A 20,357-nucleotide genomic window follows, 5' to 3' on the forward strand; every position below is an offset into this window, starting at 1 on the left:
CACCTCCGATGTTCAATGGCGATATAAAAAAAGAATCAACGATTACGAGTTGATTCCTTTAACGGTAGTATTGGGTAAAATTCCACTTTTATAAGGGTGATTTACAACCGGGAATTTAAGGGTGAAACGAGTACCCTTATTGACTTTACTTGAGGAATCCACATATCCATTCATTTCCTTGAGGATTTTATAGGCAACCATCATTCCGAGGCCTGTTCCTTTCTCTTGTTTAGTCGAAAAATAGGGTTCACCGAGTTTAGCCAACTGACTAGTGGTCATTCCGATACCGGTATCCTCAATTTCAATTAGGATATTTTGGGATGTTGCTGATTGTTTTGCCTGAACCGTTAAACTACCACCGTTAGGCATTGCTTCAATCCCGTTTTTTAGGATATTTATTAAACATTGCTGAAATTTCGCTGGATCTCCATTAATATAAAGATTTTCAGCAAGACTCTTAGTAACTTTAACACTGTTGTGATTGGCATAGGGGGATAGCAGCTCAAGTGATTTTTCAATTTCTGTTTTCACATTTAAGATAGAAACATGGTGATGTTGAGGCTTGGAAAAACTTAAATAATCTTTAAGAATCACTTCTGCACGATCCAGTTCATCGATTGCTGTATCTAGGTAAAACTGTCTTTTCTCTTCGGGAATGGTGGGATCTTTTAACATCTGTAGAAACCCTCTAGTAACCGTTAAAGGATTACGGACCTCGTGGCTAACACTTGCAGCAAGATGAGAAATGGCCTCAATTTTATCGGATTTAACTACAGCGTTACGTAAGATAATATTTTGAAGAATTAATTCAATTAAAAAGACAACAATTATTACGCCAGCCAAAAGGGATGATGTATAAACAATGGAGAGGGTTAAATCTAATTGATTGATATCCAAAAGGGACGTAATAGTGAAGAATAGCATAGAATAGCTAATTGTAATCCCGGCGACTAAGCTTAGTTTGCGTGGTATCGGTAATCTTCGGAAGTGCTTTGATAGAACAAAAACGGATAGGGTAATAAAGAGCATTAGGGCAACATGAAGCCAGATTCCAACGCCGCCAAATGGAACCCGCACTAAAAGGGATAGGAAGAAAATTGCTATACTTGAAGAAATTCCACCATAGAGACCGACAAGGACGATTGGAATAACTCTTAAATCATAGAAAATCTGATTATCCTCAGTGTAGGAAAAGAGAATGCAAAAGAAGATTTGAATTACAGCAGTGATAACAATAATCCAATTAGTAATATTTTTTTGCAGGATGCTTTTCCGTTTCATAAATAAATATTGGATAATAAAGGATGTAATCAAGATAAAAAGAAGGTTAAATAAAAGGTCTTTGAACAGTACCATCAAACTTCCCCATTCCGTTCATGTGCTATATATACTATTGTATAATAGAAAATTTATTGAGTTCAACTATTGTTGTACAAAAAGTTACATATATTCTGATTATTTTACAATTCTACGAAAAAAACACTAGAAATCGACAAACAAAAAAACCGCAGATCGCGGTTTTTTGTTGTTTGTCGGATTTAATGTGGTAGAAAGGCTAGTTGGTAAAAGAACAAAACAGCAAAGATATAGAGCAGTGGGTGAACTTCACGTCCTTTCCCTTTAACAACCTTTAATAAAGGGTAAGAAATAAAGCCAAGTGCAATCCCTGTTGCAATACTTGATGTTAACGGCATGCTCAAAATAATCAGGAAAGCTGGGAAAGCTTCCTCCATTTCATTCCATCGTACTTCAGCAATACTTCCCATCATTAAGCTCCCTACAATGATTAAGGCAGGAGCGGTAATCGCCGACAATCCAGACACAGCTCCAACCAGTGGACTAAAGAATGCAGCAATCAAGAATAATACAGCTACGGTAAGTGAGGTCAATCCCGTTCTCCCTCCAGCTGCTACTCCAGATGAAGATTCTATATAGGCGGTTGTTGGACTTGTCCCAAACATAGCCCCGATGCCTGTTGCGATTGAATCTGAAAGTAAGGCTTGCTTAGCTCTAGGAAGACTTTTGCCTTTCATTAATCCAGCCTGATGGGCGACGCCGATCATTGTCCCGGTTGTATCAAAAATGGTGACAAGAATAAAGGAAAAGACGACAGCATAAAGACCATGTGAAATCACTTCTCCTAAGGCTGAAAAAGGATTAAAGACAATCAATCCTTCTGGTAGGGTTGGAAGAGAAACAAATCCCTGTTCAAAAGAGAGGTGTCCCGTAAAGTACGCAATGAATCCTGTAATAACCATACCAATAAAAAGAGCGCCATTTACATTAAGGACCATAAGGATTAACGTTACCGCAAGTCCAACAAGGGCAAGTATCGCTACAGGTGAATGTAAATCACCTAGAGCAACTAAATTAGTGGGGTGTGATGTGATAATCCCCGTCAATCTTAGCCCAATAAAGGCAATGAAGAGCCCGATTCCTGCTGTGATTCCGTGTTTAAGTGTTTCTGGAATGGACTCAATCAATTTTTCACGGAAGGATGTTAGGCTTAGTAGAACGAAGATTAAGCCAGCAATAAAAACTGCTGCAAAAGCAGTTTCATATGAAATATTATTAGTTCCTACTACAGAATAGGCAAAGTATGCATTAAGCCCCATTCCAGGAGCGATAGCAATTGGATAATTTGCAAATAATGCCATCCAAAGAGTTCCAATAACTGAGGCAATGATTGTAGCCGTGAATACTTGTTCAAACGGTACGCCTGCGTCGGAAAGAATAACTGGATTTACAACCACAATATAGACCATCGTAAAGAAAGTAGTCATACCTGCTAATAATTCGGTTTTGACATTCGTGTTGTTTTCAGTAAGTTTAAACATAAGGTCCTCCAATAATACGAACATTTTTAAAGCACGAATAATATATTATTCGCTTTCTAATAAAATTTCAAGGGGAAATTAATCTCTGAAGTCAAGAAAACTTATTTATATTTTCTCCCTAAAAGAAAAGATAAGCCCAATTTTAAAAAGAAAAGTTTAGGACAAATTTGAACCGGGAACACAAAAAGTACAATACACAAAACATAGAATCCCGGTGAAATGCCGTTCACATAGATAAAAGCGATTGCCAATACAAGAAGGCAATCGCTTTTCAAATTACAGTACTTATTTACAAATATTACCTGTAATGAAAGTGAGTAAATTAGATTCAACTTCCACATACTTTTGGATAAGGGATGCTTTCATCCTTAAAGATGGTAAAAAGTCCATTCAGGTATACCATTGATATCGGAATAACTTCAATAAACAAAGGAGGATCATTGAATGTTTAGTTTTCTATGGTCGTTAATCATTGGAGGAATTATCGGTTGGTTAGCGGGACTTATCATGGGAAGAGACATCCCAGGTGGAGTCATTGGAAATATTATTGCTGGTTTCATTGGTGCATGGTTAGGTCAAGCGATTTTAGGGGCATGGGGTCCTATGGTTGGAGGATTCGCAATTCTTCCAGCTTTAATCGGGGCGATTGCGGTTGTCTTTATTGCTAGCCTGATTCTCAGAAGTATGCGAAAATCAACTGATTAATAAACTAAATAAATTGGCATTCCGCTAATGAGAGAGCGGTACGATGTCTGGGTAGAGTAACAGTGTTAGCCTAATAATATAGGGGTTTCTGATTAAGGGAATAAAGTTTGCTCCATGAGATAATTTAATTCATGGAGCCTTTTTCTGTGTCCACAGTCCAATTTGGGCGCCATGAAGAGTTCATGAGACCCTTTTTCTGTGTCCACAGTCCAATTTGGGCGCCATGAAGAGTTCATGAGACTCTTTTTCTGTGTCCATAGTCCAATTTGGGCGCCATGAAGAGTTCATGAGACCCTTTTTCTGTGTCCACAGTCCAATTTGGGCGCCATGAAGAGTTCATGAGACCCTTTTTCTGAGTCCACAGTCCAATTTGGGCGCCATGAAGAGTTCATGAGACCCTTTTTCTGAGTCCACAGTCCAATTTGGGCGCTCCGTTATTCCGGTTTGGTGCCAGTCGGAGTTTAATAAACCACACACCTCCTCTTTTCGTTTTGCAATTATCTCATTTGCTCAAGAACATACGCCGCCGCTGATCAGGGCGCTTTCGTTTTATATAGAATTAGGATCAATATTTCTAAAAATAGGAGGCTGATCGAGAAATGGTGCACGACAAAGTATGGTTTCACCAGTAAAAGGATGAACAAACTCAATTTTTACTGCATGGAGTGCCTGGCGGCTATACGTGTTACTCCCCCCATATAAGACATCACCAGTAAGTGGATGACCAAGGTCGCTGAGATGAACACGTATTTGATGCGTCCTTCCAGTATCCAGTGAACAGCGAATTAAAGTCCTTTTTTCCTTAGGAAGGCGCTTGATTACTTCAAAATGGGTAATAGCAGGCTGTCCAGTGTTGGATACTCTTCTCCTAACAGGGTGGTGGCGATCCCGTCCAATCGGTTTGTTAATCGTTCCTTTTTCCTTATGTAAAAGACCATCAGCCAGTGCTAGGTAGGTACGTTTAATCCTTCGTTCCTCAAGCATTCTATCCAGTATGGCGCCAACCAAGGCGTTTTTGGCAAAGAGAACCGTGCCCGTCGTATCGCGGTCAAGTCTGTGAATATGACGAGGGTTTAAGCTTTCACCATTTGTTTGTAAATGAAAGGCGGCAGCGTTTAGCAGGGTATCCCTTTGATCTGGATCATTAGGATGCGTATCCATCCTTGCTGGTTTATTAAAAATCATCAGATGATCATCTTCATACAAAAGTTCAACATCTTGAAATGCAGGGGATACCTGATATTCTTCAGGCTGAAAAAGCTTTATTTGCAATTTATCCCCTGCAATTAGTTGATTGTTCCAGTTGGGAGGCTCACCATTGATTCGTATGTTCTTTTCCATTCTAAAGGAATGGAGCAATTTTTTAGGAGCTTTCCAAACATTCCTTAAAAGAAAATCTAACGTATAAGTGGTCCATTGTTGAGGCACGGTGATTTCACACCATTGTCCTTTTTTTCTGGTTTCTATCATAAATTTTCTCCTTTTTATACAGGTTTTTCCAATTGATTTTCCGCTATTTCATAACCACTGCAAGACCGCTTTTCCCCGTTACTCATGGTCATAATTACCACACTATAATAACTTGGTTCTATGTTATTCTAGTTTTATCTAAGTGGAGAAAAAGGTATTAAAGGTGGGTTATCATTGAAGATTGTATTTGCGTCAACACCAGGTCAGTTAGAAAAAGTGGAAGAGCTTGCTCAATACTTTTATAGTAGTATCTTGCCACTATATTTTGCTGATGAGGACATCAAAGAATTTGAAAAGCATAAGGTGCTTTTTACAACAAAAGAACAGCTTGAAAACTTTAATACATTAGGTGATGCTTTTCGTGTCATTACAAGCCTACAGACAATCATTTCTATTTTAGAATCTCAGGACCTTTCAGACAAGTATTCACCAGTTTTTGAGAAGAATGCAAAAACCTTAAGGGAGTTCGAAATTTATTTTCCTTTCCAATTTAGCGAGTTTGTGGAGGCTTTACGTGTAGATAACGATTATATTAGTATTTATTCAAAAGCGGCCAACCATTATTTGGTTTAATCGCTCGCAAATAATTATGGAGCATATGTTAGACGCCTGCAAATCTGTGGGCGTTTTTTTTTGTCTAATAATGTCGCAGTATTGTTTTTAGAAATCGCTTTCCGTTTACTGGAAGAGTATATTATAATGTAAATTATATGAATTTTTCAGGAGGATATAGCAATGGAATGGAAATCAAAGGCACAAAGATGGCTTGAATACAAAGGTTTAAATCAGGAACTCAAACAAGAGTTAGAACAGTTGAAAAATAATGAAGTTGGCCTAGAGGAGGCTTTCTACAAAGATTTAGAATTCGGGACCGGTGGGATGAGAGGAGAAATTGGGGCCGGAACGAACAGAATGAACCTTTATACAATTAGAAAGGCATCAGCCGGTTTAGCAACCTTTATTGAGGAGAAGGGGGAAGAAGCGAAAAAACGCGGTGTTGTCATTGCATACGATTGTCGACATAAATCTCCAGAGTTTGCGATGGAAGCCGCTAAGACTCTGGCCACAAGAGGGATCCATACATATGTTTTCGAAGAATTACGTCCTACACCAGTCTTGAGTTTCGCTGTACGCTATCTGCAAGCCTTTGCAGGAATTGTGATAACAGCCAGTCACAATCCTCCAGAGTATAACGGGTACAAGGTATATGGAGAAGATGGGGCACAATTGCCGCCAAATTCAGCGGATATCGTCATTGACAGAGTGAATGAAATTGAAAATGAGTTAAGTATTGACGTCTTGGATGAACAAAAGCTAAAAGACGAAGGGTTCATTCAAATCATTGGGGCAGATGTCGATCAAGCTTACCTTGAAAAGTTATTAACGATATCTGAAAATCCTGATCTTCCTAATGAGACAGATGTAAAAGTCGTCTTTACACCGCTTCATGGAACGGCTAATGTCCCTGTAAGAAAAGGCCTAGAGGCTATGAACTATACGAATGTGACTGTGGTGAAGGAACAAGAACAACCTGATCCAGAATTTTCAACCGTGAAAAGTCCAAATCCTGAGGAACACGCTGCCTTTGAACTTGCTATCAAAGAAGGGAAAAGAGTAGATGCCGATATTCTAATTGCGACAGATCCAGATGCGGATCGCTTGGGAATAGCAGTTAAGGATGACCAAGGAGAATATACCGTTCTAACAGGTAATCAGACAGGGGCTTTGTTGCTTCATTATATTCTAACTCAGAAGAAGGAAAAGGGAACGCTTCCGAACAATGGACTGGTTTTAAAGACCATCGTCACATCTGAACTGGGAGCAGCGGTTGCTAGGTCATTTGGACTTGAAACAATGGATGTACTGACCGGTTTTAAATTTATTGCTGAAAAAATAAATCAGTATGAGCAAACAAATGAGTATAAGTTCTTATTTGGATATGAAGAAAGTTACGGATATTTAATTGGAGACTTTGCGCGTGATAAGGATGCAGTTCAAGCCGCTGTGCTTGCTGTTGAGGTTTGTGCTTATTACAAGAAGAAAGGGTTATCCCTTTACGAAGCATTATTAAGTATCTTTGATGAGTTTGGCTATTACCAGGAAGGCCTGCGTTCGTTGACTCTGAAGGGCAAGGAAGGAGCAGAGCTCATTCAAAAAACTCTAGCTGCATTCCGAGCTGAAAGATTGACTAATATAAATGGGTTAAAAGTTGCGGCAATTGAAGATTATTTAACAGGTACACGAATCAAAACAAATGGTGGAGAAGAGTTAATTGATTTGCCAAAATCCAATGTCCTAAAATACCTTCTTGAGGATGGATCTTGGATGTGTCTTCGTCCTTCAGGTACCGAGCCAAAGATTAAGTTTTATTTTGGTGTAACTAGCAACAGTTTTGATGAAAGTAAGAAAAAACTCTCTAATATTGAGCAGAAGCTAATGGACCTTATTGAAGAAAAGATGGAAGTGGTAAAAAGTCAATAAAATATAAACGGCACCCAAATAGGTGCCGTTTTTTATTGGTGGAATTCGTTGTTACCCAACAAGTCAAATTGTCGTGTTCATGTTCATTTCATCCACTGGCTCAAGAAGCTCTGACTCCGTCATTCCATTGGCATGGTCGATGTAACGTAGCAGGGAATACAAGTGTTTTTCAATAACTGTATAGTCCTTTTCAAAATTGTAGGCATGTAGAAAATGCTCAATTTTCTTTGAAAGGAACTGATCCTCTGTTCGAACCATTAGGATTAATAAATTATCCCATTGGGATCGATGTGTATAGTAAAGCGCTCGATCATAATCCACTTTATTCATTTTAAGCATTCCTCCTTACGAGGAGTTGACATTATTATATGACTTTCATTAGAAAATCAACTGTGAAAAACTTGGTCTTCCTGTCATACAAGGGCTTTCAATATCTGGGTGTATAAAATACGGCATTCAGTGGAAAGGTATTAAGTAAATTTCATCGTTATTAAAGCTTTTTATCGTGTTTTTTTAGACAGAGTTACAAGCTCGCTCATCTTTCTCCGTTTTTACTCATACATTGAGTATAAGAAAAGAAAGGGGGAGAGCCGGTGTCAGCTGATAGTAAGTCGTTAGAGTATGCGATATCTGAAATCACTGAGATCGCCCGCGGTTTCGGTTTAGATTTTTATCCGATGAGATATGAGGTCTGTCCAGCCGATATCATTTACACGTTTGGGGCATACGGTATGCCGACGCGATTCTCACACTGGAGCTTTGGGAAGCAATACCATAAAATGAAGTTGCATTATGATTTAGGTTTATCGAAAATATATGAGCTGGTTATTAATTCAAACCCTTGTTACGCCTTTTTACTTGATTCGAATTCTTTAATTCAAAACAAGCTTATTGTGGCTCATGTTCTTGCTCATTGTGATTTCTTTAAAAATAATGTCCGTTTTCAAAATACAAAACGCGATATGGTTGAGAGTATGGCGGCGACTGCAGAGCGAATTAGGAGTTATGAAATTGAACATGGGAAACAGGAGGTCGAAAATTTCTTAGACGCTGTTCTTGCTATTGAGGAGCATATCGACCCGTCCTTGATGAGGCCAAAATTATCTTGGAATTTGGACGATGTTGACTTTGAAGAAGTAACAATAGCTGAGACTCCATATGATGACTTATGGAGCCTTGATGAACAGAAAAAGCCAGTTGAAAAACGTGTTAAGAAAATGAAAAAATTCCCTCCTAAACCAGAGAAAGACCTGCTTTTATTTATTGAAAGTTATAGTCGAGAGCTAACAGACTGGCAGCGGGATATCCTGACGATGATGAGAGAGGAAATGCTCTATTTTTGGCCACAATTAGAAACAAAAATTATGAATGAGGGCTGGGCATCGTATTGGCATCAACGAATCATTAGGGAAATGGATTTAACTCCTGGAGATGCCATTGAATTTGCTAAGTTAAATGCCGGCGTTGTACAGCCGTCTAAGACAGGGATAAATCCATATTATCTTGGCTTGAAGGTTTTAGAAGATATTGAAGAACGGTATAATAACCCAACAAAAGAAATGATTCAGCGGGGGGTTAAACCTGGATCAGGCCGCGAAAAGATTTTTGAAGTGCGTGAAATTGAGTCCGATATCTCTTTTCTAAGGAATTATTTAACTAAAGACTTGGTAATGCGTGAGGATATGTACCTGTTCCAAAAGCAAGGCAAGGAATATAAGATTGTCGATAAAGAATGGGAGCAAGTGCGCGATCAATTAGTTGGGATGAGAGTGAATGGTGGTTTTCCATACTTAATGGTTGTAGATGGAGATTATCAAAAAAATGGGGAACTATATATTAGGCACAGTTTTGAGGGCATTGAACTCGACATTAAGTATTTGGAAAAGGTTCTCCCCTATATGCATCAATTGTGGGGGCGGAAAACTCATATCGAAACGGTTGTAGAAGACCGAACGATGTTGTTCACCTACGATGGTAAAGGGATTCACAGAAAATATTTATAATAATCTAAAGCAGTAGGACCTTTTTGGTTTTACTGCTTTTGTTTTATGTATTATCTTAAACGCCTTATTGATTATACAATGATAGAAATTCCTACTGTGTAGATGTGGGGGAGGGGAAGACTAAAAGTACCTTTCGAACTGCAAATCGAACCTACTTATGATTTGTAAGCATTTTACTGTGACTCTCAGAATAAAGGATGATATAATCGGGAAACAGTACTCAAAGGTAATTATTGATAGGAAGGGTGACATTATGCATATCACAGATGATGCAAAAGAAGTATTGAAAGAAGTACTTCAAGATAAAAATGCTTCTGGTATTCGTGTCTTTTTCTCAGGCTTTGGCTGAGGTGGCCCACAAATTGGACTGGCTCTGGATGAGCCGGAAGCAGAGGATAAAGTAGAAACTATAAACCAAATCCAAGTTGCGATTGATCCACAAATCGAGGATCATATTGAAGGATTAACTTTAGATTTTGATAAACAACAAAACGGTCTTGTACTTTTGGGTAATGAAAGCGACTGTTGTTAAGGTAAATATAGAACGAAAGCAGCAGTGAAATCACTGCTGCTTAATTTTTTTGCTAGTCTCCAGCTTGTTTTCTTTTTGGTTTTTCATGGCTAATCAGACCATCATAATCGGTTATATACAACTCAATATCGGGTTTCTTCTCAAGATAATGTTCTTGAATCAATAAGTAATAATTTACTCTTCGAAGTGGATCATATGGAAGCATAGGATATTTCTTTTGTTCTTTCACGTACCGATCTACTGCTTTTTGCACCGTGTCTATGATTGGAGGGATATCCTTATTCTTTTCTTCGAAAATGTCGTACGTCTCTTTGGACATATAGAAAGGCTTAGACGGAATGCCTTTTAAAATGTACGCTAATTGTTTAAAATCAATGCTATAGTCGTCATTGACTAGTATGGTTCGATATACTCCTTTGGGGAGCCTTTCAGAAAAACTCCTGACCGCTTTTACGACATCTTCAAGTGTGACATCGATAATCAGCCACTCAGTTGTCTCTTCCTTTTTATTATTTTGATTTAGTTGTGTACTCTTTGACTCCTTATCCTTTTCATCGGGGCTTTTTAAGTACTTATAAAACATTAAATAACAAATTCCCCCTCCGATTACTAAACCACCCAAAACCCCAATAATCGTAAATGTTGGATAAAGGTTAAGTGTTTCGTCCAATCTACTTCCTCCCTTGTATCCTCCAAAGATGATAAGGCCTAGGGAAATTCCAGCCATAATAATCACACTGAAGGTTGTTAATAAATAATTAATAAATTCCTGAAGACTTTTTTGAACATTTTCCTCGCCACTATTTAGATAGTTGGTTACCTCCATTCTAATTTCTTGAGAAACATGATTATCATTGAAAAATTGAGTAAGATAGTCATTTACAGAATTCGATTCATTTCTTAAAATATATGCTCCTTTTTCTATATCGCCCCTAGTATACCGAATATAGATCCATCTTTGTTCCCTTTGTAACAAAAACCTCTCTTCGGTATTATGATGCTTCTTTTTAAACTCTGCTTTCATGAAGCTCCACGCTCCTTCCGATCCTTATTGGTATACGCCTCAGAACGGATTAACATGGCATCTTTTTTTGCTGCTTTTATAATTTGGGCTGCTTCTTGGCGACCGTATGATACAAGATGTTTGGCCTCGTGTTCTGCCTGTTTTAATAACTCTTGTTGCTCAAATAATTTTCTTTCTGCTTCCGCTTTATACGACTCAGCAAGTTCCAATTGTTCTTCAATGGCTTTCCTTCGATTTTCCATTACGTTGACAATTCTTTTTAGAAAAAACTTTTTTAGAACAAGCACTAGTAAAGTAAAAAGAATCGCTTGATAAATCATTGTGCCAAGAGACACAGGTAGTCCAAAAACCTCGAAGTCACTCATTACTTCTCCACTCCTTTATGTAGGTACTAATTTTACAAAGGAACAAAAGTGCTTAAGCATGACTAGCTTCATTTACACGTTGTCCAATATAAACCATAGTAAGGAGAACAAAGAGATAAGCCTGGATTGTGCCAATAAATATACAAAATGCTTGCCATAAAACCATTGGAACAGCGGCTAGCAAGCACATACCAAGCCCACTTACTATGCTACCAGCAAGTAAAGTAAGCATTACTTCACCAGCATAAATATTCCCGAATAATCGTAGGCCCAAGGTTAGGGAGGTGCTAAACTGCTCTAGTACATTAATAGGTAATAGGACTTTAATTGGCTTAATATAGCTAAGTAGATATTTCTTTATTCCATGAAGTCGTATGTCAATGAAGTGGATATAAACAATCATCATAATCGACATAGTCATCGTAATATGAGGGTCTGCAGTTGGAGATTTCCACCAAACAAAAGATTCTTCGCCTGCCACAAATGAAAATGGAATTCCCATCATATTTGCGATAAAAAGATACAAGAATAACACAACACCGAAAGATAAAATGAAAAGGTTATTTCGGTTACCAATGGAACTAAGCATGATGTTTTCGACTTGTTCAATCATCCATTCTAAAAAGTTTTGCCACTTTCCAGGAGTTCTTTCCTTAAGTTTTCTTGTACAGAGAACAATAATCATAAAAACAATGAGGCTGCAATTGAGGTTGTCAAAATGATAGAAAGATCAAAGGTCAATCCAAAAAGCTCGACCAGAGGACGGTTAGAGTGCATATCAATACCCCTTTCTGCTAATTGATTACAGAAAAAAGTAGAGAGGAATAAGAAGAGGGTTATGACTAATCTATTTCTTATCTCTATTATATAAAAAAGACTCAGAATTTTCACTAATATGGCCCATTAGACAGAATTTCCCTTTTACTTTTATTGTTAACATTTTTAAAGTGTTTTCTTAATACTTTTGAAAACTTAATGACAATTCTTGTTAAAACGTCTTAAAAAAATGTGAATTCCTTGTTTTGTAACATATTAAAGTAGGTAACGATGTTAAAATAAGGCTAAATTCAGTAACAACGGGGAGCTAACTATGGATAAAAAATTAGATCAACTTATTGAAACTCTTTTAGATGTAAAATCGAAAATGGATCAATTAGATGATAAAGTGACTCAAATTGAAAAGCGCTTAAATGGGCTTGGAAAGGTCGACAGCATTGAGCACCGTGTAACCTCCAATCAAATTGATATAACAGATATTAAAGAAGCTCTTGAGCGAATGGAAGAACTTCAGAATGAGAAGATTGAAAGCATCCTCAAGGGAGTTGTTGAAAGTATTGATAATAAAAATACTAGGCAAATCAATACGATTCAAAAGCGGTTGGATTCACATCTACTAATGATGGGGCGAATGGAAGAGGATGTATTGATTTTAAAAGAGGAAAAGGATAGATAGTTAAGGCTGTTTTCGTAAAGATTGTTGTTAAAGTTGTAAAAATCTTAAAGCCGATTTTTACTACCTAAAGCCGATTTTAACGCAAGATAAGCTATTTTGTACGTTATAGTAAGTTTGCAAGCTCTTTTCTCATTGATCAAAAAGCTATTTTGTAGCGAAACTAAGCTTCATCCATCCTATTTTTTATCCAAAAGCAACAAAGTTAAGAAAAGAGCCATAGTCAAAGAAAGCCTACAATTATTTGTAGGCTTATTTTTATGGGATTTTATAAAAATGAAGAAGAAGAAGTGCATCCCTCCAGAAGATGGCAATTTATCACAAAGTATTCAAAAAGCCAGTTATCCTTGTCATAGTGGCTTTTAAGCGGTCTTTTTCGTTATGTCTGTTAAGTAGTTCACAAAATCGTTGCCATTATGATAATAAAACTTTCGCCAAAGAAGTTATATTTATAGTGAAATAACTTACTACTTAATGGATGACATAATTGTATATAGAAATATACCGAGAGGTGATTATCATATGAAGTTCGATTTAGTACTACTACATGCACCCAGTGTTTATGATTTTCGTAAGAATGCCCTACTAGCAGGCCCCATTAGTGACGTCGTTCCATCTTCACCGGTATTTGAAATGTATCCAATTGGCCTTACTAGTATTGCCGAATACCTCGAGCGCCATGGCATGCGCGTTAAAATCATTAATATCGCTAGCCGTATGTTAATGGATGAAAATTTTGATGTGGAAAAAAAACTTAAAAAAATTAAAACAAAGGCTTTTGGTATTGACTTGCATTGGCTTCCACATGCTCATGGTAGTATTGAATTAGCAGGAATTGTAAAACGACTTCACCCAGAGACTCCAATTGTTTTTGGAGGGTTATCAGCTACTTACTATCATAAAGAATTAATTGAATATCCAGAAATTGATTTTGTAATGAGAGGGGACGCAACCGAAAAGGTCATGCTCCAATTTATGAATCACATCAAATCTGGAATGACACAGTACGGAGGTATTCCTAATCTAACCTGGAGAAATCAGGAAGGAAGAGCGGTTTATAATCCACTGACACATGTGCCTGACACACTTGATGAATTTGATATCCCAGGGTATAGATATTCCATTAAATCAGTCTTTAAATATAGGAACTTCCTAGACCCACTTCCATATAACGGTTGGCTCCAATATCCAAATACAGCCATTTTAACTGCTAAGGGGTGCACACAAGCGTGTCTAATTTGTGGGGGTTCGAAGCAATCCTATAAGGATAATTGTAATAGAAAGGTATTAGCGAAACGGTCTCCAAAGAAATTAATAGAGGACATACAATTTATCCAAAGATTTAGCCGAGCACCAATCTTCATTCTTCATGATATTCGCCAAGCTGGAAAAGAATACGTGAACGAGTTCTTCGATTTGCTTAGTAAGATTAAACTTAAAAATGAGCTTGTATTTGAATTGTTTCAATACGCCAACGAAGATTACTTTAGGCAAATCGAAAAAGCGGTTCCTAATTATAGCGTGGAGTTAACACTGGAAACACATGATGAAAATATTCGTCGTTTTAATGGAAAATTCAACTGTACCAACGAAAAAGTGGTCCAAACACTGCAATCTGCTTTGAAGCATAGCTGTAAAAAAATTGATATCTTCTTTATGTCTGGAATTCCACATCAGAGTTACGATAGCGTTATACAAAATGTAGATTTTGTTGAACAAATTCATTTGGCCTGTAATGAAGATAAACGTCTATCTTATTTTGTTGCACCGCTTGCTCCATTTCTTGATCCAGCAAGCCCGGCATTTGAAAATCCAGAGAAGTTCGGGTACAAGAAGTTTTGTCATACAATTGAGGATCACCGGAAGCAAATTACTCAGCCTTCATGGAAATACATGTTGAGTTTTGAAACTGATTATATGACAAGAGATGAGATTGTTCGTTCTACCTATGATTCTGCCAAAAAACTAAATGATTTCAAGCTAAAATATAATTTAATAGATAAGAAGACCCATCAGGAAGTGAATGAAAATATGGAAAAGTCCCTCGTCTACATTGTAAGAATCGACGAGATCATGGCTTTACCTGAACTTGAAAAGGAAGCAGAGTTAATCAAGCTAAAAAAGGAAATGGAAGACGTAAATGAATATAGCATTTGCGGAAAACACGAGCTGAAGTGGGAAGTGAAGAAGAATTACGCGAATATTTTCTCCTTAACGGTTATTGGCCTTGAACTTCTTATCGCGGATAAAGTCATCAGCCTTAAACAAAAATATAAAGAGTCAGTACATTGGCTAGCAAGTTTAAAAGAGAAATCTAGTCGAATTTAAAAAATCGCCTGAGACGGGGCTGTTGACATAACAGCCCCGCTGGCGATTTTTTTTCCTATTTAGGTAGCGTTCTAATCCTTTCAGAAATACATATTGTTAAATACGATACGATTACAAACTAAAAAGGGGGATATCAATCCCCCTTTAGCAAAACATTATTTTTATGAAAGTACTTCTGAATTCGGAATTTGAAAAGAATCTCGACCGTCAGACCTCTTTGAGTTAGCATTAGACTCGATAGGACTAGGTTGTTCTTGTTTGCTTACCTCAATATATTTGATGTGGTGTTCTTCCATTTCAAGAATTTTAAAAGTATATGGCTCGAAGTGCAAGGAGTCACCTTGCTTAACATTGAAGTTCTCCGTCAACATCCAGCCACCAACCGTATCAAATTCGCCTTCCTCGATTTCAATGTTTAGAAGCTCATTTAACTCAGTCACTAGCAATTTTGCATCAATAATGAACTGGTTATCATTCACTTTCTGAATCATTGGAATCTCATCCATATCGAACTCATCTCGAATCTCGCCAACAATTTCCTCAAGGATGTCTTCGACGGTAACAAGACCTGAAGTACCACCGTACTCATCCATTAGAATCGCCATATGGATTCTGTCCTTTTGCATTTTTACAAGAAGGTCATGGATGGGAATCGTATCAATCACACGAATAATGGGTCGACAGTAGTCAGCAAGTGTTTTGTTACGCGTGTCTGGATTCGATATTAGATCCGTCATCACTTCTTTTATATTCACTAAACCAATGACATGGTCTTTGTCCCCATCTATAATAGGGTATCGGGTAAACTTTTCTTCTTTCACGATATTTAAGAAGTTCTCAAGTGTATCATCTTGTGCCATTGAAATAATTTCTGTTCGTGGAACCATAATTTCTTTGGCGATACGATTATCAAATTCAAAAATTTTATTTACATACTTAAACTCTGATTGGTTTATCTCGCCACTTTTAAAGCTTTCAGATAGAATGACGCGAAGCTCTTCCTCAGAGTGAGCAAGTTCATGTTCCGAGACAGTTTTTAGCCCCACAGAACGTGTTAGTATTCTCGCAGAGCGTTTCAAGACCCAAATAAAGGGGTACATGATTTTATAGAACAAAGTAAGTGGACGAGCTGTTAAAAGCGTAACTTCCTCAGCCTTTTGAACAGCAAGTGTCTTTGGTGCGAGTTCTCCGACAACGACATGCACGAAGGTTATTAATAAAAACGCGATGCCAATCGAAAGAACATAGCTTGCACCGGCAAGGAGTTGAACATTTTGAAAGACAGTCTCTAAAATTCGAGCAACAGTCGTTTCTCCAAGCCATCCAATGGCGAGTGTGTTTACTGTAATTCCGAGCTGACAAGCTAACAAATATTCATCCAAGTTTGAAATCACTTTTTTTGCCGTAATGGCACTCCTCTTACCTTCTTCAATTAACTGATCGATCCTGGAACTTCTCACTTTCACAATCGCAAATTCTGAAACAACAAAAAATGCTGTAAAAGCAATTAAAATGGCTATCCAAACCAAGTTAAATATGTCCAAATAGATCCCTTAGCCTGTAAGGATTTACAGGTAAGGAGTCACCTCCCAATAAACTAAGATTAAAGCCTGATCATCCATAAACGAACTATTCTTATAGACTGCTAATGAAATAGATACCTTTTCTGCCGTTGCCCGTGCATAAATCTTCGGCAGAGGAAGGAATTTATGTTAGTTCCAACTCAGTACCGAAGCTTTTGCTGTTAGGACAACGATATGACAAATTACCCCATCCTATCACCTCAGCTTTTTGATTTTACCTATAATTATACCACATTTAGTGGTATCTCGCTTAATTATAATATTGTATGTGTAGGGTGCATAGTATATGAAGTTTCGTTATAAAACTGTCTGGTAAATTTTTCTTTTACGCATTTTTAGAATGGATTGATAACAGGTTATGCCATTCTCTAGATAACATTCCATAAATTGCTAAATCGTGGAATTTTCCATAGAGATTCTCTCCATCACGGATAATCCCTTCTTGTGTAAAGCCAAGACGCTCAGGGATAGCACGGCTTTTGTAATTGTTGACTCCACAGCGAATCTCCACCCTATTTAGGCCTAAACTGAAGAAAATATAATTTAAAACAGCTTTAACAACACGTGTCATAATGCCTTTTCCTTGCGCTGACTGGGCCAAATAGTAGCCAATACTTGTTTGTGAATGATTCCAATCGATATGATGTAAGCCGATACTCCCTACCAACTGTCCTTTGTAACGGATACCAGCATTAAAGCCGTTGTTCTCGGAGAACTGTTTTAACCATAGGGAGATAATGCTATGGTACGATGCTGGAGAGACCATATTATCAACCCAAGGCAGCCATTCACGTAAATACAGCCTATTAGAATCCACTAGCCAATAAAGCTCGGTAGCATACTGAAGTTCAAGAAGTTGAAGCTCAATTTCTTCATCTACTTTTAAGGTAAACATCACTAGGTCCTCCACGTTCTTATTTACTATCTTAATAAGATATTTTTGTATAAATTAGCTTGCATATTCCTATTGTATGAGATAAGCAGTAAAACCCGTGAATCTAATTCACGGGTTTTTGTTCACTGGGTTTCGCTAAAGGGAGCATAATAACAAATTCCGTTCGATCTTGTATAGAGGAACACGCTAAAAACCCTTTGTGTTTTTCAATAATCTCCCGTGAGACGAACAAGCCCAAACCTGTTCCCAATTTTTTTGTGGTCACAAACGGCTCAAAAATGGATTTAAGCATATTCTCTGGTATGGCTGGTCCATTATTGGCGATTTCAAGCTTAATATGAGTTTGATTGACGGTGTATGCGCGAATTTCAATTTTTGGGTCTTCTCGATATTGGCTTAAAACATCAACGGCGTTAAAGACAATATTAATGAGAACTTGCCTGATTTCGTCTGCATACCCAATTAACTCCATTTCTTCAGGTGCTTCCTTTATAACTTTCACTTTAGCATCGAGGATACTTGGATAAAGGAAGTTTAACACTTCATCAATCATTTGATTAATTGAAAATCGAGTTTTTTCTTTCCCAATTAATTCTTTTTTGGATAAAAGCAGAAATTGAGATATTCTAAAATTTAATTGATCTAACTCACTTTTTATAATATCTAGATACTTCATATCAGGGTGGTCGGCCTTTAGAAGTTGGATAAATCCCTGGATGGATGTAAGTGGGTTTCGAAATTCATGAATAAAGCTAGAAGTCATTTGTCCGAGAAGTGTCAATCTGTCTTTATGAGTTGAGTTGATAAATTCTGTTTTTTCTTCAATGATTTTATTTTTATGTTCGGAGTAATAAGATACCGAGTAATATAAGAAATGGTCGAAACAATAATTTATTCTGTTAACGGATTCCTGAAGAAGTTCTCCATCGAGATCTAATTTGTTTAAATTTGCATAAATCAAGGATCGACCCAGATTTACATTATAAACAAAGTTCCCTATGTTACTGCTTGATTTTACTCGTTCGTCTCCGATTTCTACGGCTAAGCTTTCTAAATATGGTTTCAGTTCTATGTCCGTTTTTGAAAAGATTCCCATAATGATTTCAAACATTCTTGTTGCGTTCCCATTCATTTCATCTCTATATGGGTCATCTTCATCTACAATTATTTTGGAATTCCACTCAGAGAGTAGATTATCTTTTTCTAACTCAAGGAATTCTTGCAACCTTTTTTGAGTCACTGCATGCATGGCTTCCTCCCTCACTTCACCTATACGGTATTCTATTTATTTCTGTTTTCATTTGAAAAATCCTTTATGAAAAGTGGTAAAAACGAGTAATTAAATAAAATACTGCCATTAGTCCTATGGCAGCATCTTAAATATGACATTATTTAGGCAGTGATCATTCCTTATTCCACTAAGATTGGTTCGATATGGATGGTTGCACTTTGGACATTACACTCTTTTTCAAGTCGATTTTCTATTTTTTCCGTAATACTGTGGCTTTCAATAACATTTAAATCTGGATCAACACGGATGGTTGCTTCAACAAGGACCTGATTCCCATGCATACGTGCTTTAATGTCAGTCACTTCATGAACACCATTGGTTGTTTTTACAGTGTCTTTGATTCGATCCAAGGAATGGACATCGAATCCGTCAGTAAGGGTATGGGTTGATTCGTAAAAGATGGACCAAGCTGTTTTACAAATAATTAGACCAACAATAATTCCAGCAATCGTATCAATAGCAGGAATTCCGAATTGTGCGCCCATTATCCCAACAAAAGCCCCGACACTAACGAGGGAATCTGAACGATTGTCATAAGCAATTGCTCGGATACTAGAACTATCAATTTTTTTACTTAAGTTTAGGTTATAGCGATATATCAGATACATTGCTGCAGCGCAGGCAATTGCAACCCATGCGGCTACTAAGTCTGGGGTTTCAGTCTGTGCAGTAAAGATTGACCGTACACCGTCAATGATGACCTGAATTCCAACTGTTACCATGATAAAAGAAGCAACGAGGGAGGCAATCGATTCTGCTCGGTAATGTCCATATAAGTGATTTTGGTCTGCAGGCTTTCTTGAAATCCTTAGACCAATCAGAACGGCTACTGAAGCTATGATATCCGTACTATTATTAAGTCCATCTGCCCAGAGGGCATCTGATTGCCAAATCAAGCCTGCCGTGAGCTTAACCGATGCAAGGACAAGGTACGCTAAAATGCTTACCCATGCACCCTTTTCCCCAGATTTTATTTGTTCATGTCTGTCCATATTTATTTCCTCCAACTATGTATACACATTTCAATCTATCAAACCAAGGTCTTGTGGGTCTACAGAAACATTGTGTGATGTAGGAAGAAGTGTTGTTCTGATGAAATTCTTTTTCGCTGCTTCCACAATCCGAATAGACTTTATTTTTCTCTGTACCGTGCGTAAACATACCTTTATTTACAGGATTGTAAAATTTATCTTAACATGGTTGATATTTTGGAATTTAACTCCCGATATTCATTCTAGCTTTTAATTTGTCAATTATATGGAGTTTAATTAGTTTGGGCTTTGGAGTGGTGGTAGGAGTGATAAAAGTCACCCGTAAATTGCGACAAATTTTGTTTAAATAAAGATAAGAATCATTCTCACTGAAAGCTGGGTTTGGGGAAAATTGACTGTAT

The 20,357-nt window shown here is 37.4% G+C and carries 17 protein-coding genes; 6 read left to right on the forward strand and 11 right to left on the reverse strand.

Annotation, left to right across the window (positions count from 1 at the left end; translation table 11 throughout):
• Positions 1-42: 42 nt before the first annotated feature.
• Together LG336_RS03075 and LG336_RS03080 are read right to left on the reverse strand one after the other, a co-directional pair.
• Positions 43-1,356, reverse strand: coding sequence for an ATP-binding protein (locus tag LG336_RS03075; protein WP_404331087.1), 1,314 nt, complete (start codon positions 1,354-1,356; stop codon positions 43-45).
• Positions 1,357-1,538: 182 nt separating this feature from the next.
• Positions 1,539-2,837: an NCS2 family permease gene (locus tag LG336_RS03080; RefSeq protein ID WP_404331088.1), complete on the reverse strand. Its 1,299-nt coding sequence runs from the start codon at positions 2,835-2,837 to the stop codon at positions 1,539-1,541.
• A 444-nt stretch (positions 2,838-3,281) separates the two neighbouring features.
• On the opposite strand from LG336_RS03080, the gene LG336_RS03085 reads away from it, so the two are divergent.
• Positions 3,282-3,542: a GlsB/YeaQ/YmgE family stress response membrane protein gene (locus tag LG336_RS03085; RefSeq protein ID WP_404331089.1), complete on the forward strand. Its 261-nt coding sequence runs from the start codon at positions 3,282-3,284 to the stop codon at positions 3,540-3,542.
• A gap of 549 nt (positions 3,543-4,091) precedes the next feature.
• Here LG336_RS03085 and LG336_RS03090 read toward each other — a convergent pair.
• Positions 4,092-5,012 carry an RluA family pseudouridine synthase gene (locus LG336_RS03090; RefSeq protein ID WP_404331090.1) on the reverse strand — a complete coding sequence of 307 codons (921 nt, stop codon included), beginning with the start codon at positions 5,010-5,012 and terminating at the stop codon, positions 4,092-4,094.
• A 174-nt stretch (positions 5,013-5,186) separates the two neighbouring features.
• On the opposite strand from LG336_RS03090, the gene LG336_RS03095 reads away from it, so the two are divergent.
• Both LG336_RS03095 and LG336_RS03100 read left to right on the forward strand, forming a co-directional pair.
• The gene (locus LG336_RS03095) at positions 5,187-5,585 is read left to right on the forward strand and encodes a DUF5365 family protein (RefSeq protein ID WP_404331091.1); all 399 of its coding nucleotides are present in this window, start codon (positions 5,187-5,189) and stop codon (positions 5,583-5,585) included.
• Positions 5,586-5,747: 162 nt separating this feature from the next.
• Positions 5,748-7,493, forward strand: coding sequence for a phospho-sugar mutase (locus LG336_RS03100; protein ID WP_404331092.1), 1,746 nt, complete (start codon positions 5,748-5,750; stop codon positions 7,491-7,493).
• 63 nt (positions 7,494-7,556) lie between these two features.
• On the opposite strand, the gene LG336_RS03105 is transcribed toward LG336_RS03100, so the two are convergent.
• The gene (locus tag LG336_RS03105) at positions 7,557-7,823 is read right to left on the reverse strand and encodes a YhdB family protein (protein WP_404331093.1); all 267 of its coding nucleotides are present in this window, start codon (positions 7,821-7,823) and stop codon (positions 7,557-7,559) included.
• 263 nt (positions 7,824-8,086) lie between these two features.
• On the opposite strand from LG336_RS03105, the gene LG336_RS03110 reads away from it, so the two are divergent.
• A complete protein-coding gene (locus tag LG336_RS03110; RefSeq protein WP_404331094.1) occupies positions 8,087-9,496 on the forward strand; it encodes a SpoVR family protein in 1,410 nt (469 codons plus the stop codon).
• A 584-nt stretch (positions 9,497-10,080) separates the two neighbouring features.
• Here LG336_RS03110 and LG336_RS03115 read toward each other — a convergent pair.
• From LG336_RS03115 to atpB, 3 genes are read right to left on the reverse strand one after another with little or no spacing between them, the layout of a single operon-like run.
• A complete protein-coding gene (locus tag LG336_RS03115; RefSeq protein WP_404331095.1) occupies positions 10,081-11,052 on the reverse strand; it encodes a DUF3939 domain-containing protein in 972 nt (323 codons plus the stop codon).
• A complete protein-coding gene (locus LG336_RS03120; protein ID WP_404331096.1) occupies positions 11,049-11,417 on the reverse strand; it encodes an ATP synthase F0 subunit B in 369 nt (122 codons plus the stop codon). Before LG336_RS03120 ends, LG336_RS03115 begins: the two co-directional genes overlap by 4 nt.
• 52 nt (positions 11,418-11,469) lie before the next feature.
• Positions 11,470-12,102 carry a F0F1 ATP synthase subunit A gene (gene atpB / locus LG336_RS03125; protein ID WP_404331097.1) on the reverse strand — a complete coding sequence of 211 codons (633 nt, stop codon included), beginning with the start codon at positions 12,100-12,102 and terminating at the stop codon, positions 11,470-11,472.
• 405 nt (positions 12,103-12,507) lie between these two features.
• Here atpB and LG336_RS03130 point away from each other — a divergent pair, with 405 nt between their 5' ends.
• A complete protein-coding gene (locus LG336_RS03130) occupies positions 12,508-12,870 on the forward strand; it encodes a hypothetical protein (RefSeq protein WP_404331098.1) in 363 nt (120 codons plus the stop codon).
• A gap of 519 nt (positions 12,871-13,389) precedes the next feature.
• Positions 13,390-15,195 carry a TIGR04190 family B12-binding domain/radical SAM domain protein gene (locus LG336_RS03135; protein ID WP_404331099.1) on the forward strand — a complete coding sequence of 602 codons (1,806 nt, stop codon included), beginning with the start codon at positions 13,390-13,392 and terminating at the stop codon, positions 15,193-15,195.
• A 161-nt stretch (positions 15,196-15,356) separates the two neighbouring features.
• Here LG336_RS03135 and LG336_RS03140 read toward each other — a convergent pair whose 3' ends face one another.
• The 4 genes from LG336_RS03140 to LG336_RS03155 form a co-directional block, all read right to left on the reverse strand.
• Positions 15,357-16,739 carry a hemolysin family protein gene (locus LG336_RS03140; RefSeq protein ID WP_404331100.1) on the reverse strand — a complete coding sequence of 461 codons (1,383 nt, stop codon included), beginning with the start codon at positions 16,737-16,739 and terminating at the stop codon, positions 15,357-15,359.
• Between the two features lie 364 nt (positions 16,740-17,103).
• Positions 17,104-17,673, reverse strand: coding sequence for a GNAT family N-acetyltransferase (locus LG336_RS03145; RefSeq protein WP_404331101.1), 570 nt, complete (start codon positions 17,671-17,673; stop codon positions 17,104-17,106).
• A 103-nt stretch (positions 17,674-17,776) separates the two neighbouring features.
• Positions 17,777-18,922, reverse strand: coding sequence for a histidine kinase N-terminal domain-containing protein (locus LG336_RS03150; RefSeq protein ID WP_404331103.1), 1,146 nt, complete (start codon positions 18,920-18,922; stop codon positions 17,777-17,779).
• Positions 18,923-19,083: 161 nt separating this feature from the next.
• Positions 19,084-19,956 (reverse strand): cation diffusion facilitator family transporter, encoded by an 873-nt coding sequence (locus tag LG336_RS03155; protein ID WP_404331104.1) that lies wholly within the window; start codon positions 19,954-19,956, stop codon positions 19,084-19,086.
• Positions 19,957-20,357 lie beyond the last annotated feature (401 nt).

Source organism: Mesobacillus maritimus (genome assembly GCF_044803185.1).
Taxonomy (GTDB): domain Bacteria; phylum Bacillota; class Bacilli; order Bacillales; family Cytobacillaceae; genus Mesobacillus_B; species Mesobacillus_B maritimus_B.